This window comes from Micromonospora sp. NPDC020750, assembly GCF_044334565.1.
Classification (GTDB): Bacteria; Actinomycetota; Actinomycetes; order Mycobacteriales; family Micromonosporaceae; genus Micromonospora.
Window position 1 is genome coordinate 259,115 of sequence record NZ_JBIRTH010000010.1, and the last position, 22,691, is coordinate 281,805.

The 22,691-nt window shown below is 72.6% G+C and carries 10 protein-coding genes; 7 read left to right on the top strand and 3 right to left on the bottom strand.

Annotation, left to right across the window (positions count from 1 at the left end; genetic code table 11):
* Window positions 1-575: 575 nt before the first annotated feature.
* The 5 genes from ACH4T9_RS27800 to ACH4T9_RS27820 are packed head-to-tail and all read left to right on the top strand — an operon-like array spanning window position 576 to window position 16,247.
* Complete coding sequence (locus tag ACH4T9_RS27800; protein WP_396672017.1) at window positions 576-4,925, top strand: hypothetical protein; 4,350 nt, start codon at window positions 576-578, stop codon at window positions 4,923-4,925.
* The gene (locus tag ACH4T9_RS27805) at window positions 4,922-8,155 is read left to right on the top strand and encodes a LamG domain-containing protein (protein ID WP_396672018.1); all 3,234 of its coding nucleotides are present in this window, start codon (window positions 4,922-4,924) and stop codon (window positions 8,153-8,155) included. The genes ACH4T9_RS27800 and ACH4T9_RS27805 overlap by 4 nt, the downstream gene beginning before the upstream one ends.
* Window positions 8,156-8,186: 31 nt before the next feature.
* Window positions 8,187-10,040 carry a ComEC/Rec2 family competence protein gene (locus tag ACH4T9_RS27810; protein WP_396672019.1) on the top strand — a complete coding sequence of 618 codons (1,854 nt, stop codon included), beginning with the start codon at window positions 8,187-8,189 and terminating at the stop codon, window positions 10,038-10,040.
* A 10-nt stretch (window positions 10,041-10,050) separates the two neighbouring features.
* A complete protein-coding gene (locus ACH4T9_RS27815; protein WP_396672020.1) occupies window positions 10,051-14,370 on the top strand; it encodes a DUF6603 domain-containing protein in 4,320 nt (1,439 codons plus the stop codon).
* An 11-nt stretch (window positions 14,371-14,381) separates the two neighbouring features.
* Window positions 14,382-16,247 (top strand): hypothetical protein, encoded by a 1,866-nt coding sequence (locus ACH4T9_RS27820; RefSeq protein ID WP_396672021.1) that lies wholly within the window; start codon window positions 14,382-14,384, stop codon window positions 16,245-16,247.
* Window positions 16,248-16,346: 99 nt separating this feature from the next.
* On the opposite strand, the gene ACH4T9_RS27825 is transcribed toward ACH4T9_RS27820, so the two are convergent.
* Complete coding sequence (locus ACH4T9_RS27825) at window positions 16,347-17,159, bottom strand: class I SAM-dependent methyltransferase (protein WP_396672022.1); 813 nt, start codon at window positions 17,157-17,159, stop codon at window positions 16,347-16,349.
* 150 nt (window positions 17,160-17,309) lie between these two features.
* Here ACH4T9_RS27825 and ACH4T9_RS27830 point away from each other — a divergent pair, with 150 nt between their 5' ends.
* Complete coding sequence (locus ACH4T9_RS27830) at window positions 17,310-18,245, top strand: calcium-binding protein (RefSeq protein WP_396672023.1); 936 nt, start codon at window positions 17,310-17,312, stop codon at window positions 18,243-18,245.
* A 118-nt stretch (window positions 18,246-18,363) separates the two neighbouring features.
* Window positions 18,364-21,456 (top strand): AfsR/SARP family transcriptional regulator, encoded by a 3,093-nt coding sequence (locus ACH4T9_RS27835; protein ID WP_396672024.1) that lies wholly within the window; start codon window positions 18,364-18,366, stop codon window positions 21,454-21,456.
* A gap of 47 nt (window positions 21,457-21,503) precedes the next feature.
* Here ACH4T9_RS27835 and ACH4T9_RS27840 read toward each other — a convergent pair whose 3' ends face one another.
* Together ACH4T9_RS27840 and ACH4T9_RS27845 are read right to left on the bottom strand one after the other, a co-directional pair.
* On the bottom strand, window positions 21,504-21,908 hold the full coding sequence (locus ACH4T9_RS27840) for a hypothetical protein (protein WP_396672025.1): 405 nt from the start codon (window positions 21,906-21,908) through the stop codon (window positions 21,504-21,506).
* 439 nt (window positions 21,909-22,347) lie between these two features.
* Window positions 22,348-22,689 (bottom strand): STAS domain-containing protein, encoded by a 342-nt coding sequence (locus tag ACH4T9_RS27845; RefSeq protein WP_396672086.1) that lies wholly within the window; start codon window positions 22,687-22,689, stop codon window positions 22,348-22,350.
* Between the last annotated feature and the right edge of the window lie 2 nt (window positions 22,690-22,691).

Consider the following 22,691-nt stretch of genomic DNA (forward strand, 5'->3'; position numbering starts at 1 on the left):
GCCCCTGCGCCCCGCCCGCACCCTCAATCCGGCTGCACGGCCTGAGACCGCCGATCGTCTCCGGTCCTGGTCTCCGCCCGCGTCGGCGTTCGCGAGGTTCCGGTGGGGGTAGCGGCGTGGCTGCCTGTCGCGCGGCGGAGGGGTTCGAGGGCCGCGTGCGACTTGTCGCCGAGGTAGTGAGCGCAGCAGTGTTCCGGCCGGGGTCAGGTTTCCGACTCATCGATGGCCGGCACGGACTGTCGGCCGGCACGGACCGGCGGTGGCCGTCGGCAGACACGGCCGATCCACCGCTGCCCATCGACCCGAATCGACCAGGACCGCGCCTACCCTGCCGGAACGCGGCACACCCCCGGCTCGGTCGACCGAGCTCCGATGATTTCCCGCCCCGGGGCCAATCGACGGGGCTGATTCGTAATCTCGGAAAATCAGGCGTAGGTCAGTTCCTGGACAGCGCGCGGGGCTTCCTGTGCGGCGCCGTCACTCGCTAGGGTTCGGGAGCCGCGAGCGCCTGCCCGCCGGTCGCGCCGCGCGGCATTCCCACGTCATCCCGCATCCCACAACCCGAATGGAGTGGTATGGGGTCGGCACTGCTTGTCCCGATTCACCTTGATGCACTGCATCTCACCGGAGATCTCGCGGTCACCGAGGGCGCGGCAGATTTCTCAAAACTGCCCTATTTCGACGGAACCCGCGACATCAATCCCGAGGTCGCCTACCTGAGCGAATCGATTGTCGCGACGCCGTTCCATGACCAGAACCTCATTCTCAAGGCCGGCGTGCATCTGCACTGGGCGCTGCCGGACGCCTTGACGAAGGGGGGACACACAGCGGACGGCACCGCCTTCCCGGCCGTGCCAACCCGCTGGCTGGTAACCCGCAGCAGGCTCGCCGCCAGCGGAGACAGCGTGGTCGAGCAGCGCTGGGTGGTGGAGAGCGACTACCTGCACCCAGCCGGTGAGGGAGCACTGTCGGGCGCCATAGCCTTCCCCGTGCCTGCCCATCTGGACGATTCCGAAATCCACCCGTTCCGGTTCCTGGGGCGGTCCATGCCGCTGACCCAGTGGCTCGATCCGGACCGCGATGCCGGGCGGGCGCCAGAATATCTCGACAAGCTGACCGCAGCCGGATACGGGCACCCCGCCTTTGCCGCCATCTATCCGAACTGCCACAGCGTGTTCGGTTTTCACGACCCCGAGCCGGGACCACTCGGCCCGGATCTGCAGTATGACGTGATCGGCTGGTACCGGGCGTCCGGTAACGACTGTGTCGGGCAACTGGTCCGCCAACTCGCCACCGAACTCGAACTGGCCTCGCCGGCTACGGTCGCGCCCGGTCCGCTGATCGAGAGACTGGCCGAGGAATACGGCTGGACCCCCCGGGTCACCGTTACCAAGGACCAATTGCGTGCAATATCCACGGATCCCGATCCGCTCTGGCGGGAGCTGCTGGCCCGGGACTGGCTGGCACCGGTGGACAACCAGACGGCGCTGGCCACGACTACCAGCTGGCGCGCGGGACGGTTGCTGAGCACGCCGTTCCAGGACGCGGCGGAGCGGGTCGGGCAACTGCTGGACGACGCCGCCGCCACCGCGCTCGGCAACACCCCGCCCGAGCGGGTCGCCTGTCACGCCCGACTGCGGTTCGCCCCGACCAACGCCACCGAGGCTCCCGGCCTGACCCTGGCGGTCGGCAACAGCGGTGCCGAGGCGCTCGCCGCGTACCTGGCGGACGCGGACGCGGCCGGGCCGGACCAGGCCGCCGCCGTCGAGCGGCAGCTCGCCGCGGTGCTGGAGCTGACCGGGGCGCAGCAGCGGGTGCTGGACACCAACGCGAAGCTCGCCGAGGCGTACCACGAGCGCACCTTCCGGCCGGTCGACGGCGAGTCCCGCTGGACGGTCAGCTCGCAGCTCGCGGCCGGCACCGCCGACGCCACGGCCGAGCAGGATCTCGTCGACCTGCCGCCGGACATCTCCGCCGCGCTCGCCGAGCTGAACCACCTCCAGGACGCGTACGACCGGACCCGGCAGCGGATCGAGTCGACCCGCCGCCAGATCTTCTCCGACTGGTACAAGTACCTGCTGTGCAGCTACCCGCCGCACGACGAGGTGGACGACTACCCGGACGCCGACACGGTCCGGGTGCTGATCGAGTCGGACCTCGCGACGCTGGACGAGCAGGTGGTCGCCGCCGCCCGGCTCGACCAGCAGCGGCACCGGGCCGCCGGACAGATCCGCCGGAGCCTGGCCGAGCGGGCCACCGGCACGGACCGGGCCGGCTACACGCTGCGCAAGGTGGCCGGCCCGCGCTACTACCAGCCCAGCGAGCCGGTGCTGCTGCTGGCCGGGGACGCGGTACGCCCCTCCACCCGCTACGGCCAGGACCACCGGTTGCGGCCGGACGACATGCTCGACGCCCGCCTGCTGCCCGAGGTGGACTTCGCCGAACCGGAGGCGCTCTGGCAGACCGTCGACGCGGTGTGGCGGGAACTCGCCGGTGCGGTGTCCGCCGGGCGCGAGACGGTCGGCTTCGCACTCTGGCGGCGGCAGCCCTGGCATCCGGTGCTGCTGGACTGGGAGGTGGAGTTCTTCCCCCGGGCTGAGCAGGTCAACCGCGACGGCGCGTACGACCCGGACTACATCAACACCAACTACCGCCTGGACGGCGACTCGGTCGAGCTGGCCCTGCGCGACGACCGGCAGCACCTCGCGGTCGGCGCCCGGTTCTACAGCGGCAGCAGCATCCTCACCTCGTTCGCCGCCGAGCAGATGCGCACGGTCATCGGCCGGTACCTGGTCGACCTGGTGCTGCACCGCGATCACGAGCAGTTCTTCGCCACGGTGCAGATCGCCGAGGAGGACCGGACCGCCGAGTTCCTGCTCCAGGACATCGACCAGGTGGTCACCTGGTACGCCCAGCGGTACCGCCCGGACGGGCCGGACGACCCGGTCGCCAACGTGGTGGCCGCGTACCGGCGGCTCGGCCCCGACTTCGCCGCGCTGTCGCAGGCGCTGAGCGGGTTCAACGAGGCGCTGCTGGCCCACCGGCAGACCATGCAGCTACCGGTCGCCGACCCGCTGGCCTTCGCCGACGACGCGGACTTCACCCGCCGGGTACGGGCGGCGGTGCAGCGCGGCAACCACAGCGCGCCGATGCCGATGGACGACTTCAACCCGATCCGGGCCGGCGCGCTACAGATCAGCCGACTGCGTCTGGTGGACAGCTTCGGGCAGGTACGCGACCTCACCTGGGACCGGCTGGTCCGGCCGGAGCCGCTGGCCGAGCCGGACAACACCACCTGGATCGGCCTGCCGCCCCGGCTGGTCCAGCCGGCCCGGCTGAACCTGCGCTGGCTGGCCGCCGACGCCGACCATGTCGAGGCCGGCGCGCACGCGGTCAGCACCCCGATCTGCGGCTGGATCCTGCCCAACCATCTCGACGACAGCCTGATGTTCTACGACCGGAGCGGCGCGGCCCTGGGGCAGGTGGACCAGTCAGCGAGCTGGGAGCCGGCGCCGGGCGCGACCGCCCCGGTGAGCCCCGCCCAGGTCCATGACCCGACCTTCGCCGGAATGAACCCGCACCTGCGCCGGGTCGCCGCCCAGCTCACCCGGGCGCCGGGCGCGCCGGACACCGGGCAGACCGGCTTCCTGGCGAAGTTCCTGGACGTGATCGAGTCGGCGCTGGACACCGTCGCCCCGGAGAACGCCGCCCAGCAACAGGGCCTCGGGCTGCTGTTCGGCCGCCCGGTCGCGGTGGTCCGGGCGAGGGTGAACCTGGAGCTGTGCGGGTCGCCGGCGGTCAGCCAGAGCTGGCCCTCCTTCGACCAGGACCTGCGCCGGGGTACCCGGGACTCGCAGGGTTTCACCCGGGTCCGGTTCCCGGTCCGGATCGGCGCCCGGGACCAGTTCGACGACGGCCTGCTGGGCTTCTGGAAGGAGACCGGGGACGGGTACGCCGACAACACGTTCTACGCCGCGCTGGACGAGCCGTCCGACCACGCCCGGATCGTGCCGTACGACAGCCCGGCAGCCCTCGTCGGGCAGGCGATCGACGACCCGCCCGGGGAGCTGACCCTGCTGGTCGATCCCCGGGGCAAGGTGCACGCGAGCAGCGGCGTACTGCCCACCAAGGTGATCGACATCCCGCCGGACCAGTTCACCGCCGCCCTGGCCGCGATCGAGGTCACCTTCCTGACCGCGCCGCTGATCACCCCGCGTGACCAGGTCCGGATCTCGCTCGGCGAGGAGCCGGGGTACCGCTGGTCCTGGCTGGCGCCGGAGCCGGCGCCGAACGGGCCGGTGTGGGTCGAGACCGAGGCCGACGCCACCATCACCCGGACCGCCTTCCTGGCCCACTTCCCCACCGCGGCGGCGTTGTGGACCCAACTGCTCGACCCGCGGACCCGGTGGCTGGTGCCGGCCGGCGCGGGCGGCGCGACCGTGCTGGCGCCGGCGCAGCGCAAGAGCGCCTCCCTGCCCGGTGACTTCGCCGGCCTGGAGCAGTGGGCCGACGAGGTACTCGGCATCGACCCGGCGACCGGTGCGGCGCCGGCCGCCCCGGTCACCCAGGCCCGGCTCGGCGCGGCGCTGCCGGCAGCGGCGGACGTCTGGGCCTACTTGGTCCGGCCGGAGACCGGTTGGCTGACGCCGCTGGACGGCGAACCGGTCCGGGCCAGGATCGTGCCAGCCGACCAGCGACCGGGCGCCGTGGTGGACGCCCCGGCCGAGACCCGGGCCGAGCCGCCGGACCTGGACGGACCGTTCGCCGGGCTCGCCGCCCGGATCGGGCTGATCTTCGACCTGTACCAGTCGGGCATCGCCGCGATGCGCGCCGACGCCCTGTTCACCGGCCCCCAGGAGATCCGGGAAGGCTGGCTCACCCTCCGCCCAGCGCGGGCGCGCAGCGAAGATGCGAGGACACGATGACCGCTCTGGACCGCGGGCTGGCCCTGCACCTGACCCTCACCCAGGACGACAAGCGCACGGTCGTCGACAGCTCCGGCAACGGCAACAACGGTACGGCCCGGGGCACGTCGCAGCCGGTGGACGATCCGACCCTGGGCCGGTGCTACCAGTTCAACGGGACCACCGACTACGTGGAGATCCCGCCGTTGGGTCGCACCGACACGGTGACCGTCCAGCTGTGGGTCCGCGCCGACGTGCTGGACCGGAACCGCACGGTGCTCGCCTGCGCCGACTGGCCGACCGGCAACCTGCTGATCGAGTTCGTCGGCACCAGGTTGAAGGTGAACCTGACCGGAGGCGAGCCGGGGGACCAGGTCTTCGGGTACGCGTTCACGACGAACCGCTGGTACCACCTGGCGGTCACCTACAGCCGCCGGGACCAGCGGATCTCCCTGTACGTCGACGGCAAGCTCACCGAGACCCGGCAGTACGGGAAGACGGCCGAGGTGAACCTGACCGGCGCGTGGATCGGCGGCCGGAAGACCGGCGCCTACTTCCAGGGCCGGATCGGTTCGCTGCGGATCTACCGGCGGGCGCTGACCGAGGACCAGATCCGCCAGCTCATGCAGATCGACCTGGCGAAACTCGTACTGCACCTGCCGCTGGACGAACTGCGCGACAACGCGGCGGTGGACGCCGCCGGCTCCACCCTCGCCGCCCGCGCGACCGGCACCCCCTCGACCGTGCTCGACGAGGTCTTCGGACGTTCCCTGCGGTTCGACGGAACGAACGAGATGCTGACCATGCCCGACGCCGAGGCGCTGCGGCTCGGCACGTACACCGTCTCGATCTGGCTCAAGCCGGACGGCCCGCCGGCCACGCCCTGGCAGGGCATCGTCGGCAAGCCCGGCCGCAACTTCAACATCTGGCTGAACCGCGCCGGTCACATCCACCACCGGTTCAATGCCGGCGGCAACTGGAACACCGGCGCCCCGGACACCCCGCCGAACAGCATCGCCTGGAACGCGTGGAACCACGTCGCGATCACCAACGACGGTACGACCGCGAGCACGTACATCAACGGCGTGCTCGCCGCGGCCGGACCGACGGGTGGCACCCCGGTGGTCAACAACGCCCCGCTGCTGCTCGCCGGCGACCTCGACGGTGCGGCGTCCGGCTACCGGTTCAAGGGCAGCCTGGCCCACCTGCGGATCTTCCGGGCGGCGCTGCCCGCCGAGGCGATCCAGCGCGGCATGGCCGCGGACCAGTCCGCCGTCACCTCGGTCCGGCGTAGCCACCCGCTCGTCTTCGACCTGCTCGACGGCGACGACGAGACGGTACTGCCGATCGACAGCGACCCGACCGGCCACCAACTCTTCCTGGAGATCACCAACAGCGCCGACCAGCCGGTCCTGCTGGATCCGATCACCACCGCGCCGACCGCGACCAACCACCACCTGGCGCTGCGGTTCCGGGCCGGCACGCTGGCCGCGCCCTGCCTCGATCCGGCCAAGCCGCAACAACTGGTCCGGGTCGCCGCCGACGGGTGGCAGATCAGCAAGCCGGTGTCCGAGAACCAGACCGTGGTCTTCTACCTGGCCAGCACCAAGGGCCGCACCCTGGAGCAGGGCCGGACCTGGCACCTCACCCTCGAACACGCGATCGCGGACGTGGCCGGTGGCACCCGCGCCACCCGGGTGGAGTTGCACTACCGACAGTTGCGGTACGCCGGCCAGACCACCGCGTTGGAGGGCCACCGCCGGCGCATCCTGAAGATCGTCAACCGGCTCGGCAAACCGGAGATCCCGTTGCACGCCGGCTTCACCGGCGGCAACTCCGTGCTCAACGACAGCCGCTCCGAGTCGATGCTGGTGCTGCACGTGGCCAACCTCGCCGCCGACGGGCCGATCCCGCTCGCCCCGCGCGACACCAGCCAGAGCCCGACCCGGTTGCGCATCGCCTTCGACCACGAGCCGACCACCCGGGCCACCCTGGACCGGCCGTGGGCGCTGGGCACCGGAAGCGACCTGAAGGACGTCGACATCCCGGCGAACGCCGCGGTACGCACGGGCTGGCAGGTGGAACGGTCCTCGGTCGAGGGCGAGGCGACCGAGCTGGTCCTGACCCCGATCAGCAAGACCAGCCTGGACCTGCGGGAGATCGTGGAGATCCCGCTGGCCCGGATCCGCTCCTCCCTGCCCTCCGGGCCGGCCAACCTCTACCTGCGCTACGAGAACGTTCCCGGCTACCAGGACGGCCAGTTCATCTGCCCAGTGGTCAAGGGCCCGCTGGTGGCCAACGGGTCGTACGTCGGCGTGGGCGTCAGCAGCCCGGCCGCCCCGCTGCACGTGCAGGAGGCGACCGGCACCGGGCACGGCCCGAACAGCGGCTCGTTGCTGATCGACCACGACAACGGCGGAGGCGCCAGCAGCATCGTGTTCCGCAGCCGGGTCAACCGGGGCAGCGACTACGGCTTCATCCAGTACCAGGACGCCGCGGCGACCGGCGGCGCCGGCGAGAGCGCCCGGCTGATCGTCGGGACCAGCAACGACCCGGACGACCACGTGATCCTGCAACCGGCCGGCAACGTCGGGGTCGGCGCCCCGAACCCGAAGGCCAAGCTGCACGTCGACGGCGACTACTACGGGCGGGGCCACCTCTACCTGTACGCCTTCGAGGGCGACGGTCGCGACGGTACGGCGTTCGTGCAGGCCCGGGACGACTCGAACCGGACGTCTCTGGGCCTGCGCCTGCGCACCCAGAACCAGGGCAGGATCGTCGACGCGATCCACATGAACCCGGACGGCAACCTGGCGCTCGGGCACGCCGACCCGCGATCCCGGCTGACCGTGCACGGCTCGACGAACATCAGCGCGGACGGCGCACCGGTCGGCCTGATGACGATGCTGTTCAACGGCCGGATGAACGACGGCGAGAGCCGCACCCACCAGCTCTACAACCTGACCAACCACTGCACGTCGTGGCTGGAGCTGACCGTGCTGATACACGACACCAACTCGAACACCCACCGGCTGCTGACCCGGGTCGAGTACGTCGTGTACCGGGAGTGGACCGAGGCTCCGAAGGTCGAGGTGCTGGCCCAGCCGTACCGCAAGACCGGCGCGCGGAGCATCTACAACGCCGGCGTCGCCGTCGTCGGCAACGACATCCAGGCCCAGGTCAGCCAGAGCGGCTTCGCCACCAACAGCGTCTACAAGGTGCTCGCCCGCTACCTGATCGGCAAGTCGTGAGCCCCGTGGGACACCGGAGGGAGTGGCACCGATGACCTGGAGCCTGGAGATCCACCACATCGACCTGATCGGATCGGGCGACTCGACCCTGATCGTCGCCCGCGACGACGGCGTCGGCGGCGGGCACGCCGCGCAGATCCGGACCGTGCTGATCGACGGCGGCCGGCTCGGCCACGCCACGCGGATAGACGCCTACCTGACCGCCGCCGTGCCCGAGTTCGCGGCCGGCACCGATGATCTCGACGTGATGGTGGTGACCCACTACGACGCGGACCACATGGGCGGCGTCAGGGGGCTGCTGGCGCGGCGCAACACGCAGCTCTACGACAACGTGCTCATCTTCGACCAGGGCGAGCCGGCCAACGCCGACGAGGATCCCTACCTGCTCTACGTCAACGCGATCGCGAGGAGCGCGGGCCGTACCCGGGTGACCCGCAACGTGGCCAGCGACACGACACCGGTGCACAAGCAGCGTGCGGCGCAGTGGTTGTTCGCCGGGCCGGTGCCCGGCGTGCGGACCCCACCGGTCATGTTCGGCGGGGGCGTGCCGGTCCCGTTGGGGGGGAACGCGGCGATCGCGCCGCCACCAGCCCTGGTCGCGCCGGGCGGAGCCGTGATCGCTCCGTTCACCCTCGCGAACTGGTGGCACCCGTACTGGCTGGTCGGCCGGGAGATCCTCTGGACCGATGCGGCCGGCGAGCCGCTCAACTCGCCCACGCCGGCCGCGCCGCCACCGACCGTCACCTGCCTCGCGGCGAACCGGTTCGTCCGCAACGGCGCGGCGACCGCCACCTACCGCAGCGGCGGCATGCTCACCCCGCCCGAGCAGGCCAAGAACGAGAAGAGCCTCGCCTTCGAGGTGCGGTTCGGCAACTTCCGGTACTACATCGGCGGGGACATCGAGTCGATGCAGGAGCAGAACGTCTCGGCGTACCTCAACCCGGCGGACTCGGTTGCCCAGCGGGTGCACATCGTCAAGGCCAGCCATCACGGGGCCAACACCGCGACCAGCCGCGCCTTCGTGGACCGGATGCGACCGGAGGCCGTGATGATCTCCTGCGGCACCAGGAACCAGTTCTCCCACCCGGCCGACCGGACCGTCGGCATCCTGGAGGGGTACGCCGGGGCCACCCCGGCGCCGCCGGCACCTGCGCCGCCCGGGCGGGCGGTGCCGAGCTACCTGACCGGCTACCAGGTCCCGGGCACGCTCCTGGTGCCGCCGCAGTCACGCGGCGGGCCGACCTCGCACACCGCAGGCAGACCGGTCCCGCCAGTCCGGGGCAACCTCCGGGTCGACGTCTCCCAGGCGCAGGCCGACCGGGATGCCCGAGGGCTGTGGGCCGTCACGTTGGCGGAAACGATCCTCGCCACGGCGAACGCGACCGGGCTCGCTGTGCCTGCGCCGCTGGTGCCCAACGCGATACACCGGCTGGTCGCCACCGGCCCGCGCGCAGCCCTGGTCACCACCGTCATCACCGGCGTGCTCGGTGGTCTCGGCGCCGCGGGGGCCGCCGCCCCGGCCGTGGCCGCCGGTACCGCCGTCGCCACGCTGGCCGGCGGCATGGCCGCGGTCCTTCCGGCGGTCTACGCCGCGGCCACCGGTGCCGGCGCCGCCGCGGCCCCCGCCGCGGTCGCCGCCGCGGCCGGCGGGCTCGTCTGTGACCTGGCGTTGGCCGCCGCGGCGATGGCACCGGCCCTGGCCCAGACCGCCACCCAGGCGGCGGCGACCCTGGCCGGCGTCGCGGGCGGGCCCGCCGCCGCCGCCGGTGCCGCCGCCAACGCGGCGGTGGTCGCGGCGGCGCCAGGCGGTGGCCGATTCACGGTCACCTTCTACGACCGCAATGCGATGGGCGGGCCCGGCCAACGAGTCATCACCCACCACTGAGGGGCTACAGATGGACATCACCAGCCTTTCGCTGGCCGAGCTGAAGACCCGGCTCGAATCCCAGGTCGACCAGGGCAAGCTGGCCCTCGCGCCGGACCTGTTGGGTGATCCGACACTGGCCGGCTTCCTGGCCGGCCTGCCCGGTGGGCGGGCCGTGCTCACCGGGCCACGGTTCGACCTGGCGGACACGGCCTGGCCGCAGCGCCTGACCGTCACCGGCCAGGTCGGAACCGCCTGGCCGGTGAGCGCCTTCTCCGCAGACGCCTTCCAGGTCGGCCCGTTCGTGCTGACCGTCACCCGGGCCGCCGCCGGCCGCCCGGCGCAGGTCGGCGTCACCGTCGACGCCACCCTGCGGGTCGGCGCGCTGGCGCTGCCGGTCACCGGCTCGCTCACCCCGGACGGCGCGCTCGCCAGTACGCTCCGAGCCGGCGACCACCCGCCGCAGGATCTCGCCGACCTGCTCACCCTGGTCAGCGGGTCGGCCGGCACCACCGGCCTGCCATCGGGCACCCCGTTCGCCACCGGCCTCACGATCAACGACCTCGCACTGCTCACCCGGCTCGGCGAGGCCCCGCTGACCTCGCTCGTGCTGACCCTGGACAGCACGGTCGACTGGCCGGTGGTCGCCAACCGGTTCGTGTTGCGGTCCATCGGCGTGACCCTGGTCGCCACCCACACCGCCGTCCCGAACAGCTTCTCCCAGGTCGGGTTCGGCGCATCGCTGCACGCCACCCTGCTCATCGGCCGCGAGTTCACGGTCAGCCTGGGCTTCGGCTCCGGCGGCCCGTGGGAACTCGACATCGTCCCGGCCGACGGCGTCCTGCCGAGCCTGGCCGACCTCGCCGGGCTGATCGGCGGGCAGAGCCTGCAGGACTCGGTGCGCACCGGCCTGGCCGCCGTCGGTCTCGGCGAGATCGGCATCGACGGGGTTCAGATCGGCTTCGACCCGCACGCCGGGGCCCTGCGGCACATCGCGGTCGCCGGTCACCTCGTGCTGGCCGGGGTCCGGTTCGACCTGACCGCCCAGCTACCCGGATTCCAGTTCGGCGGGCATCTCGGCGACGGCGAGACGATCGGGCTCAAGCGGCTGTTCGAGCACTTCTTCGGCACCGCCGAAGGATTCCCGGACGTGGTGGTCACCGAACTCGGCCTCACCGCGTACCCGCAGGAGGGCTCGTACGAGCTGGAGCTGACCGTGGAGGACGACGAGTTCGTCCTCGGGCCGGTCGCCTTCCAGCAGCTCAGCGCCACCATCGCCAAGGACGCCAGCGGGTACACCGGGTCGATCAGGGCCGGCCTCACGCTCGGCGGCGCGCAACTGCTGATCGAGGCGAGCCGGCCGGACAGCGGGGGTGTCTGGGTCTTCACCGGCACCACCGGGCCGGGGCAGCAGCTTCGGGTGTCGGACCTGCACGCCGATCTGGGCGCCACATTCGACGCCTTCACCCTGCCCGCCGCCGTGCGGGACCTGCTGATCGACGAGCTGCTGATCCGCTTCGACACCCGGGGCAACTTCACCTTCACCTGTCACACCCGGTTCCCGGTCAGCGACACCGGCAACCTCGACCTGACCCTGGTCATCGACGTGGCCGCCCGGGACGGCGGTCCGTCGGAGATCCGGTCCCGGGCCACGGCGGTGATCGGGGATCTGCACTTCGAGGTCGACTTCGCCCGCACTGAGGGTGCGCTGTCCCTGCTGGCCGCGTACACCGCGCAGCCGAAACGGACCGCCCAGAAGATCACCACCCTGCTCGCGCCGGTCCTCGACGCCTGCCCGGCCCTCGCCCCGCTGATACCGGACAGCCTGGAGATCGAGCTGAAGGACGCGTTCGTCTTTCTGGACCAGGCCCGCCCGGCGACCGGGGGCAGCCCCGCGCGGCCGGGCAGGGTGCTGTTCGGCCTGGACCTCGGCGCGTCGCTCGACCTCGCGCAACTGCCGCTGGTCGGCCGCGAACTGCCCGACGGCCAACGGGCCGGAGTGGACGACCTTCAGATCATCGTCGCCGCCACGGCGTTCACCGCTGCCGACGTGGCCGCGGTCAACGCCCTGCTACCGGCCGGGATCACCCGGCTGCCCGGCACCGCCGGCGACGCGTCGGCCCTGCCCGCCGGGATCACCCTCGGCGCGAAGCTCACCCTCGGCGGCGACCCGTACCCACTCGCCCTGCCGGTGTCACCGGCGCCAGGCGGCAACCCGCCGGCCGCCCCGCCCGCGCCGGTCGGCGGCCAGCCCGTGGTCACCGCCGGCAACACGCAGTGGCTCACCCTCCAGCGCACCTTCGGGCCGCTGCACCTCAACCGGGTGGGTTTCCAGTACGAACGCCAGAAGCTCTGGTTCCTGCTCGACGCGAGCATCTCCCTGGGCGGCCTGACCTTCGCCCTGGACGGATTGGCGGTCGGCTCGCCGCTGAACGACTTCGCGCCCGAGTTCGACCTGCACGGGCTCGGGCTGGACTACCGCAACGGCCCGCTCGCGGTCAGCGCCGGCCTGCTCCGCGTCCCGCTCACCGGCGCCGACGGCCAGCCGTACGACGAGTACGAGGGCTCGGCCCTGCTGACCATCCGAGAGCTGACCGTCTCCGCGCTCGGCGCGTACGCCTACGTCGGCGGATACCCCTCGCTGTTCGTGTACGCCTTCCTGGACTACCCGATCGGTGGCCCGGCCTTCTTCCAGGTCACCGGAATCGCCGCCGGATTCGGCTACAACCGCCGACTACGCGTCCCGGCGATCGACCAGATCGCCCAGTTCCCGCTGGTCAGCAAGGTGATGTCGGACAGCTCCGGCCCGGTGCCGGCTACGGACCCGATGACCGAGTTGAGCACCCTGCGTCCGTACCTCACCCCGTCCGAGGGCGACCAGTTCCTCGCGGTCGGGATCAGGTTCACCTCGTTCAAGCAGATCGACTCGTTCGCGCTGCTGACCCTCATGTTCGGGCAGCGCTTCGAGATCGACATCCTCGGCCTGTCGACCATGAAGGTGCCGGCCGCGCCGGACGTGCCGCCGATCGCCGAGATCCAGATGGCGGTCAAGGCCAGCTTCATCCCGGACGAGGGCTTTCTCGGCGTGGCCGCCCAGCTCACCTCGGCCTCGTACCTGTTCTCCCGCGACTGCCATCTCAGCGGCGGCTTCGCCTTCTACAGCTGGTTCAGCGGCACGCACGGCGGCGACTTCGTGGTGACCGTCGGCGGCTACCGCCCCGGCTTCGTCCCACCGGCCCACTATCCGGTGGTGCCCCGGCTGGGCTTCAACTGGCAGATCGACAGTGAGGTGTCGGTCAAGGGGGACGCCTACTTCGCGCTCACCCCGTCGGTGCTGATGGCCGGCGGGCACCTGGCGGCCACCTGGAACAGCGGCAACCTCAGCGCGTGGTTCACCGCCGGGGTCGACTTCCTGATCGGCTGGCAGCCGTACCACTACGAGGCGAGCCTGTACGTCGGCATCGGGGTGCGGTACACGTACCACTTCTTCGGCACCCACACCCTCTCCGTCGACGTCGGCGCCGACCTCTCCATCTGGGGGCCGGAGTTCTCCGGCCGGGCCCGGGTACACCTGTCCATCATCAGCTTCGAGGTCTCGTTCGGCGCCGGCGCCAACCAACGCCCGGCGCCGATCGACTGGCCGGCGTTCCAGGCCGCGTTCCTGCCCGCCGACTCCGCCGAGCAGCCGATCTGCACCCTCGCGGTGCGGGACGGGCTGGTCCGCGCCGGGGACGGGGACGTCGACTGGGTGCTCAGCCCGCGCAAGTTCACCCTGGTCACCGATTCCGTGGTGCCGGCCAGGACGTACGACGTCGGGGCCGGTCGGATCGACGGCGCGGTACCGGCCGCCACCTTCGGAATCGCGCCGATGGACGTACCCGCGACCCAGTTCGGCTCGACCCACGCCGTCACCATCACCCGGGACGGCAGCACCGACGTGACGAACCTGTTCGCCTTCGAGCCCGTGCCCAAGCGGGTTCCCCGCGCGCTGTGGGGGGAGTCGGTCACCACCCGGGCCGACCCCGACCCGCTGATCGCGGACAGCCTCGCCGGCTTCGCGATCACGCCGATCGCCCCGGTGCTACCCGCCGTGGACCCGCCGCAGAGCATCCCGGACAGCCAGGCCGGATACAGCATGGAACAGATCGACCAAGCCTTCGACCTGGTGGACGAGAAGGTCTTCCGCCCCGCCACGGACCAGGGCCGGGACGCCGTCGACCGCGCACTCGGCAGCACCGGACGCGACACCCTGCTGGCCGACCTCGGCATCGACGAGCAGATCACGGTCGGCGGCCGTACCGCCGCCGCGTTCCTCGTCGCGCCGCTGGTCGGCAAACTGATCGGGCAGTGAAGGGAAACGGCATGACCAACGAGACCCGCTTCGTCTCCACCCACCGGCCCGCGCCGCAACTGCGCGACGGCACCTACACCGTGACGGTCCGGCAGGACCTGACCATCCGTGGCCAGGCCAAAAAGCTGCGGGCCGTCAGCAGGCGGTTCGTCGTCGCGGGCGACCACCGGGCCCTGGCCCCGGAGGACGTGGTGTCGGTCTTCCCACCGGAGGGCAGCCTGGGCGACCACGCGAACGTGCTGCCGCACGTGCTGCTGGGCCGGGGCACGCTGCCCTGGGAACAGACCGGCGGCGACGACACCTCCGACCTGCCCTGGCTGGCGCTGCTGCTCTTCGACGAGGACGACCAGGTCGACACGAGGGTGCTCACCCTGGCCGAGATCGCCGCGCTGCCCGGGTTCGGCGACGAACCGTCAATGGTCGGGCAGCGCGACGACGACCGTGCGGTGGTGCTCGGCGTGCCACGCGACCGGCTGGCGGAACTGATCCCGACCGCCGCCGAACTGTCCCTGCTCACCCACGTACGGCAGAAGGTGGTGGCCGGCCGTGCCGACGGTGCCGAGTTGGCGGCGGTGCTGAGCGCCCGGTTGCCGAGGGCGGGGCGGACCAGCACCGCGCATCTCGTATCGGTGGCCGGCCGTTACCGCGACGGCGCGTTCGACCTCGGCACCGGTGATGTGGTCCACCTGATCTCCTTGAAGAGCTGGCGGTTCGCCTGCGTCCAGGACGGCCCCGGCTTCGCCGGCATCGCCGAGTCGCTGGACCGCACCCCGGCCACGGTGAGCCTGCCCGCCCCTGGGCGGCCCTCCGTCGATCCGTACCTCACCCGGGGATTCGTCCCGCTCCCGCACCGCCTGCGCCAGGCCGAGCGCACCGTCTCCTGGTACCACGGGCCGCTCAGCCCGCAGCGCTCCGCCGGCCCCGGCCCGACCGACCTGCTGCCGGTCCGGGCCGCCGACGCGCTGCTGCGGGTCGACCCCGACAACGGCATGATCGACGTTTCGTACGCCTCGGCGTGGCAGCTCGGACGGCTGCTCGCGCTGCGCAGCAAGCGGTTCTCGACCGCGTACGGGAACTGGCGGCAGGCCCGGCGGCGGGCGCACCACGCCGACGGGCAGGTCACCCCGGTACCCGTGCTGAGCGCCATCGGCGCCGCCGACCCGACCCCGCCCGAGGTCGTCGGCACCTGGCTCGCCGACCTCAACCGCCTCACCGACGTACCGTTCAACTACCTCGTACCCGATGAGCGGATGCTGCCGGCGGAGTCGCTGCGCTTCTTCCACCTCGACCCCTGGTGGATCAGGTGTCTGCTCGACGGCGCGCTCAGCCTCGGCCGGGTCACCGAGGGGGACGTCGCCTACGACCGGGAACACCTCGCCGACCTGGCCGCTCAGCGCTATCCGATGGTCAGCGGCTTCCTGATCCGCTCCGGACTTGTCTCCGGCTTTCCCGGCATGCTGATCGACGGGTACGACGTGTCGGTGCCGGAGAACGGCGACCTGACCGGCCTGACCCCGATGACCGCGTTGCCCGCCCGGCGGTTGAGCGAGAACGTGCTGCTCTGCCTGTTCGTGGGGGACGTCAGCACGCTGCACCTGCACCTGCGACCGGAGACCCTGCACTTCGGCGTCGACCACGACCCGCACGCCCCGACCGGCTGGCGCAAGCTGCTGCGCGACGACGCGGGCAAGCCGAAGAAGGGACGTGACGTCCCGGTGCGGTGGCGTCGGATCACCCGCGCCGGGACCGCCCGGCCAGTCGAGCAGGTCGTGGACGTGGCCGCGCTGGCCGGTGACATCGGTAGCCCGGTGACCCCGGCCCGGTTCGCCAAGGAGATGATCGAGGGTGTCCCGAGCGTGCTGTTCCGCCGCTCCTGAATGGCCCGGCTCCACGGCGTGGCCTGCTGACGGCGGTGGCGGTAGACGGCGGGGCGCCCGCCCCGGCGGTCGTCGGTTCTTCCGCCCGCCGGGCGGCGCTCAGGGCCGGGCCAGCAGCTCGCCGTGCAGGATCGAGAGCCAGCCGTCCGGCTCGGCGGCCCAGGCCCGCCAGCCGGCCGCGATCCGCGCCAGCGCTTCCGGGGCGACTCCCGCGGCGAGGGCCTGGTGCGCCAGCGCCGAGTCGACCACCCGCTCCGCCCACAGGTCACCCCACCAGGTCCGGTCCTGCGGGGTCGCGAAACACCACGTGCTCGACGTCGCCGTGACATCGGTCAGCCCGGCGGCGTGCGCCCAGGAGAGCAGCCGACGCCCGGCGTCCGGCTCGCCACCGTTGGCCCGGGCCAGCCGTTGGTAGAGCGCCAGCCACTCGTCGAGTTCGGGTCGGCGCGGATGCCAGGTGAACGCCCCGTAGTCGCTGTCGCGTACCGCGATGTGCCCGCCCGGCCGGCAGACCCGGCGCAGCTCGCGCAGCGCCCGGACCGGATCACCGACGTGCTGCAGCACCTGGTGGGCGTGCACGATGTCGAAGGAGTCGTCCGGGAAGGGGAGCGCGTGCACGTCGCCGACCGCGAAGTCGACGTTTCTCTGCCGCCGGGCCCCGATCTCGGCCCGGGCCAGTTCCAGTGCCCCGGTGGTGATCTCGACGGCGGTGACCCGCCCGGTCCCGTCCGGGGCTGCCACCAGGGCCGCCAGGTCGGCGGTGATGGTGCCCGGCCCGCAGCCGACATCCAGCACGGTCAGCCCGGGCCGCAGGACCGGCAGGAGATGGCCGGCCGAGTTGGCGGCGGTGCGCCAGCGGTGTGAGCGCAGCACCGACTCGTGGTGTCCGTGGGTGTAGACGGCGGAGTCCATGTCCCACATTTTAGTAGCAGTTTCCTGACAGGTGGAAGATTCCCTCGGCCTGGCAGTGCTGCCGCCGGCCCGGCTGCGGACCGCAACCGGATCACAACCGCCGGCTGGTTCACTGCGCGGCACCGGCGGCGGATCGCCGGGGAAAGAAAGTTGGAGGCTGAATTGTCCGAGAAGCTGCGCAGGATCGCGCTCGGTGCCGGCATGTCACTGACGGTGGGTGTGGCACACCTGCTCTGGGCCGCGGCCCCGGCCCACGCCTCGGGCGGCACGGTGCAGGTGAGCGGATCGACGGTGTCCTACGTCGCCCCGACGGGTGTCGCCAACGACGTGACGGCGGAGTCGGTCAACGGCGGTGTCGCGGTCACCGACACCGGGTCGCCGGTGGTGCCGGGCGTCGGCTGCGTGTCGGTCACCAGCAACCGGGTGACCTGCCAGGTGGGCGGGGCGGTGACCGTCGCGATCTGGACCGGGGACCTGGCCGACGAGGTGCACGTCACGGCCGCCGTGATGCTTGCCAGGATCAACCTGGGGGCCGGCGACGACCTGGTCGACCTGCAGGGGGTCCGCGGCACGGCGATCTACGGCATGGACGGCGACGACGTCGTGTACGGCAGCGAAGCCGGCGACACCATCGACGGCGGCAGTGGCGACGACCGGCTCTACGGTCTCGGCAACGCCGACATCCTGCTCGGTGGAGCGGGGGCCGACCTGATGTCCGGCGGCACCGGCACCGACACCGTCACCTACGCCGACCACGCGACGTCGGTCAGCGCCGACGCGGACGGCGTGGCCGGGGACGACGGTGCGGCGCTGGAGGGTGACACCATCCGCGCCGACGTCGAGAAGATCGTCGGCGGCGGCGGTGCCGACCGGCTCGTCGGCACCGGCGGGTCGGACGTCCTGGTCGGTGGTGCGGGGGACGACACGCTCGTCGGCGGCGGTGGGGACGACCTCATCCTCGGTGAGGCCGGGGCCGACACTGTCTTCGGCGACCAGTCGCCCCTTGTGCTCGGCCCGGTCGGGCGGGACGTCTGCGAACTCGGTCCGGGTGGCGGCACCGCCTCCGGCTGCGAGGTCGTCCGCTGACCGGGGGACCAGTCCTCGGCTGACTGCCCGGCGCCGCGGTCGACGTTGGACGGATTCCGGACGGCCGCTTTGCCTGCGGCGCCCCGTCGTGCTCTCCTCCTCCCGGGGAGGGGGCGCGATGGCCACAGAGGTTGGGCCGACGGTGGTGGCGGAGGTCCGGTTGCTCGGGCCGCTGGAGGTGACCACGGGTGCCGGGGGCCGGGTCGGGCTGGGTGGGCCCCGGCAGCGGACCCTGCTCGGGCTGCTGGCCCTGCGCGCCCCGGACGTCGTGTCCCGGGCCCAGTTGATCGACGGTATCTGGGGCGAGGAACCGCCCGCCTCGGCGACCAAGACGCTGCACGCCCACATGGCCCATCTGCGCCGGGCGCTGACCGCCGCCGGCCTGCCCGAGCTGATCACCACCCGGCCACCCGGGTACGCCCTGGCCGCAGGCGAGACCGACGCGCGGCGCTTCGAGGCACTGGCCCGACGGGGCAACCGGGCCCTGCGCTCCGGTGCGAGCACCGAGGCGGCCGAACTACTCCGGGCCGGCCTGCGGTTGTGGCGGGGCGACGCCCTGGCCGACTGCCCGATCGGCGAGTGGGCCCGGGCCGAGGCGGCCACCCTGCACGAGGCCCGGTGGAACGCCGTGGAGGATCTCTGCGCCGCCGAGCTGGCGCTCGGCGAGCACGCCCGGGTCGCCGCCGAGCTGGAGACCCTGGTCGTCCGGGAACCCCTGCGGGAACGGCTCTGGGAACTGTTGATGACCGCGCTGCACCTGGCCGGTCGACGGGCCGACGCACTGGCCGCGTACCGGCGGGCCCGGGGTGTCCTGGTGGCGCAGCTCGGCATCGAGCCGGGCCGGCGGCTACGGGAGGTGGAGGCCGCCGTCCTGGCCGGGGAGAGCGCTGCGCCCGTCGGACCGGCCCCCGACCGACCGGCCCCCGACCGACCGGTTGGCGGCGACGCGGGCCGGGCAGCGGCGGATCCGGCACCGGACGGAGCCGGCCCGTCCGGCTGGCCGACCGTCGCCGGCCCACCGCTGCCGGCACCACTGACCCGACTGATCGGCCGTCGGGCCGAGGCGGCCGAGATCGGCGCGCTCCTAGCCGACCACCGGCTGGTCACCCTCACCGGCATCGGGGGGTGCGGCAAGACCCGGTTGGCCCTCGCGGTCGCCGCGGAACTCAGCGCCGGGGACGACCCGGTGGTCCGGTTCGTGGAACTCGCGGGGCTCGCCGACCCGGACCGGCTGGCGGGCACCGTGGGCACCGCCCTCGGCCTGCCGGACCAGGGCGATCCGTCTCCCGTCGACGCGATGGCGCGGCAGCTGCGCCGGGCCCGGCTGCTGCTGGTGCTCGACAACTGTGAGCACCTCGCCACTGCCTGCGCGGCGCTGGTCGGTACCCTGCTGAGCCGCTGCCCGCAGCTGCGGGTGCTGGCGACCAGCCGGGAGACCCTCGGCCTGCCGGGGGAGCGGGCGTTCCCGGTGGCTCCGCTGGCGGTACCGACCGGCCCGTTCACCGGCGACCTCGCCGAGGCCCGCCGCTACGACGCGGTCCGGCTCTTTCTCGACCGGGCGGCCGTGCCGGTCGTGCGCGACCTGCGGGACGCCGACGCCGACGCGCTGGTGGCGATCTGCGCCGGGCTCGACGGGCTGCCACTGGCGATCGAGCTGGCCGCCACCCGCACGTCGGTGCTCACCCTCCCGGAGATCGCCGACCGGCTGCGTGAACCCGGGCTGCTCCGCACCGGCCCGGGTGGTGCCGGCCGGCCGTCCGCCCTCGACGCCGCCATGTCCTGGAGCTACCACCTGCTCAGCCCGGCCCGGCAGCGGTGGTTCCGCCGGCTCGCGGTGTTCCGGGGCGGCGGCACCCTCGACGCGGTCGAGGCGGTGGCGCCCGGTCCGGCCGAGGAGGCCATCGACGTGCTCGGTGACCTGGTCGCCAGGTCGCTGGTGGTGACCGACCGGCGCCGGGACCGGGCCCGCTACCGGCTGCTGGAGACGATCCGGCACTACGCCACCGAGCGGCTCGCCGAATCCGCGGTGGAGTCCGCCGAGGCGTACCGGTGCCACGCCGTGCACTACCGGCGGCTGGCCGAGGAGGTCGACCGGCAACTGCACGGCCCGGAACTGGAGGTGCTGCTGGACCGGCTCGCGGTGGAGCACGACAACCTGGTCGCCGCGCAGGAGTGGCACCGGCGGCACGGCTCCCGCTCCGAACAGCTCCGGCTCGCCGCCGGCCTGGGGCGGTACTGCCATCTGCGCGGCCGGTACCGGGAGGGCCGGCGGTGGCTCGCCGACGCGCTCACCGGCACCGACGACGCGCCCGCACCCGAGCTGGCCAGGGCCTGCCTCTCCGCGGCGTACCTGGCCCTCTTCGAATGCGACTACGTCGCCGCCACCGGGCACGGCGAGCGGGCGCTGGAGGTGCACCGGCAGCTCGCCGACGACAGCGGGTCCGCCCGGGCGCTGAGCCTCCTCGGCTCGGTCGACCGGGAACAGGGCCGGCTGGACCGGTCGCTGGCCCGGTACGCCGAGGCGCTGACCGTCCACCGGCTCGTCGACAACCGGCGTGGGATCGCGGACACGTTGCTGATGACCGGCTTCACCGCCTGGCTCGGCGCCGAGCTGGACCGGGCCGAACCGCTCATCGAGGCGGCCCTGGCGGAGTTCCACCAGCTCGCTGATCCCGAGGGGATCGCGTCCGCCCGGGTCCACCTGGCCGCCGTGGCGTATCACCGGGGGCAGGACGCCCGCGCCCGCTGGCTGGCCGAGGACGCGTTGTGCCGGTTCCGGGAGTTCGACTTCCAGGAAGGCATCGCCTGGGCACTGAACATCGTCGGCCTGGTCGAGGCCCGCGACGGCGACCGGTGGCGGGCGGCCGGACTGCTCCGGGGCAGCCTGGAGTTGCACTGTGCGGTCGGTGACCGGTGGCGCGGCGCCAGCCTGCTGGAGGCGCTCGCCGCCGTCCTCGCCGCCGACAACCGGCATCCGGCGGCGGTCGAGTTGCTCGGTGCGGCCAGCGCCACCCGCGTCGCGATCGGGGCGCCGGTGCCGGCGCAGGAACACGCCGCACACGCGGCCACCCTCGACCGGGTCCGTCTGGCGCTGACCGAGCGGGCCTTCTACGCCGCCTGGGCGCGCGGCGAGTCGTACCGGCTGGAGGAACTGCCGGCCCGCCTCCGCGAGCTGGTGCCCACCGGGCGGCAAACCGTGCCCAGTGGCTGACGGGCCGGGCCCCGGCGGCTGGCCGGGGCCCGGTCGGGCGTGCTCGGTCAGTTGCTGACCCAGGAGAGGTAGACGTCGCCGTCGCAGGTGTAGGAACCGACGTTCTTGACCGTCCAGTAGATCTCGAGCTCACGGGTGTTGTCGGCGTTCCAGTTCTGCTTGCGCCACTGCCGGGTCACCTCGAGCTGGCAGCTCTGGGTCACGGTGGTGGCGACCGGCCGGACGTCCACGTTGTAGTACCGGGTGGTGGGCGTGTTGTTCCACCCTCCGGAGGTGCTCGAACCCGGCGCCAGCGCGGTCACGTCAGCGATCTTGTAGGCACCCGCCGAACCGACCTCGGCGTCGACGCCGGCGACGGCGGGCGCCGGACCCGCCGCCGCGCTGAGCGCCGCCACCGCTGCGGCGGCTCCCAGCATCGCCCCGATCCGGCGGGCCTTCGTGGTCTTCAACATGTCGTTCTCCTTTGCAGCGGTCCCGGGAACTTCCCGTCGGGGACTGACCCATTTCTAGGCACCGGCGGCTGTGGACCGGTTGTGATCGGGTTGCGGTCGTCCGGTCGCCGGCCTGGTCGGCTCACGGTGAAGCGGTAGTGGGCTGGGCGACGAGCCGCGCTCCGCGGTGCATGTCCCTGGCAAGGTGCGGCTCGCCCCGAAACAGCCGCCAATACTGTGAGCCCCTGCCGGGCGGCGAGAGCGTGTCGGCGCGGCGGGGGAGCAGGAACGGGGTGGCCAGGAGCAGTACGCCGGCGACTCGCGCCCCACCCTCGCCGCACTCCGCCGGCACCTGGTGGCATCACGGCGGTCACCCCGACCGAGGTATGGGTGCCGGGCTGGGCCGGCCTCCACGCCTAACACCGGACGGCATGCGCTCCGGCTGCGGTGAGTTACGCGGTCAGGTCGCGACCGGCGACGGTCCGGCGGGACTGCCGAGGAGCTGCATGATGCCGGTCATGTCGAGGACCCGGCGGACCTGTCCGGCGGCGTTGACCAGGCTGAGGTCCACGCCCCTGTCGGCCGCGTGGTGGTGCGCGCCGACCAGAATGCTGAGCACGATGGAGTCGATGAAGGTCACCCGCTCCAGGTCCACCTCGACCGCCCCGGCCTGAGAGATCGTCTCGTGCAGCAGACCGTCGAGTCGATTGGCTCCCGACATGTCGATCTCACCGAACAGCGTCAGGACCCGGCGGCGGGCGCTGGCGTCGACGCGCCAGTGCCAGGTCTGCTCCGGGGGCATCG

Bases quoted from the DNA above. Each gene is read 5' to 3' on its own strand.
- ACH4T9_RS27800 (WP_396672017.1), top strand. From the start codon at position 576: ATGGGGTCGGCACTGCTTGTCCCGATTCACCTTGATGCACTGCATCTC.
- ACH4T9_RS27805 (WP_396672018.1), top strand. From the start codon at position 4,922: ATGACCGCTCTGGACCGCGGGCTGGCCCTGCACCTGACCCTCACCCAG.
- ACH4T9_RS27810 (WP_396672019.1), top strand. From the start codon at position 8,187: ATGACCTGGAGCCTGGAGATCCACCACATCGACCTGATCGGATCGGGC.
- ACH4T9_RS27815 (WP_396672020.1), top strand. From the start codon at position 10,051: ATGGACATCACCAGCCTTTCGCTGGCCGAGCTGAAGACCCGGCTCGAA.
- ACH4T9_RS27820 (WP_396672021.1), top strand. From the start codon at position 14,382: ATGACCAACGAGACCCGCTTCGTCTCCACCCACCGGCCCGCGCCGCAA.
- ACH4T9_RS27825 (WP_396672022.1), bottom strand. From the start codon at position 17,159: ATGGACTCCGCCGTCTACACCCACGGACACCACGAGTCGGTGCTGCGC.
- ACH4T9_RS27835 (WP_396672024.1), top strand. From the start codon at position 18,364: ATGGCCACAGAGGTTGGGCCGACGGTGGTGGCGGAGGTCCGGTTGCTC.
- ACH4T9_RS27840 (WP_396672025.1), bottom strand. From the start codon at position 21,908: ATGTTGAAGACCACGAAGGCCCGCCGGATCGGGGCGATGCTGGGAGCC.
- ACH4T9_RS27845 (WP_396672086.1), bottom strand. From the start codon at position 22,689: ATGCCCCCGGAGCAGACCTGGCACTGGCGCGTCGACGCCAGCGCCCGC.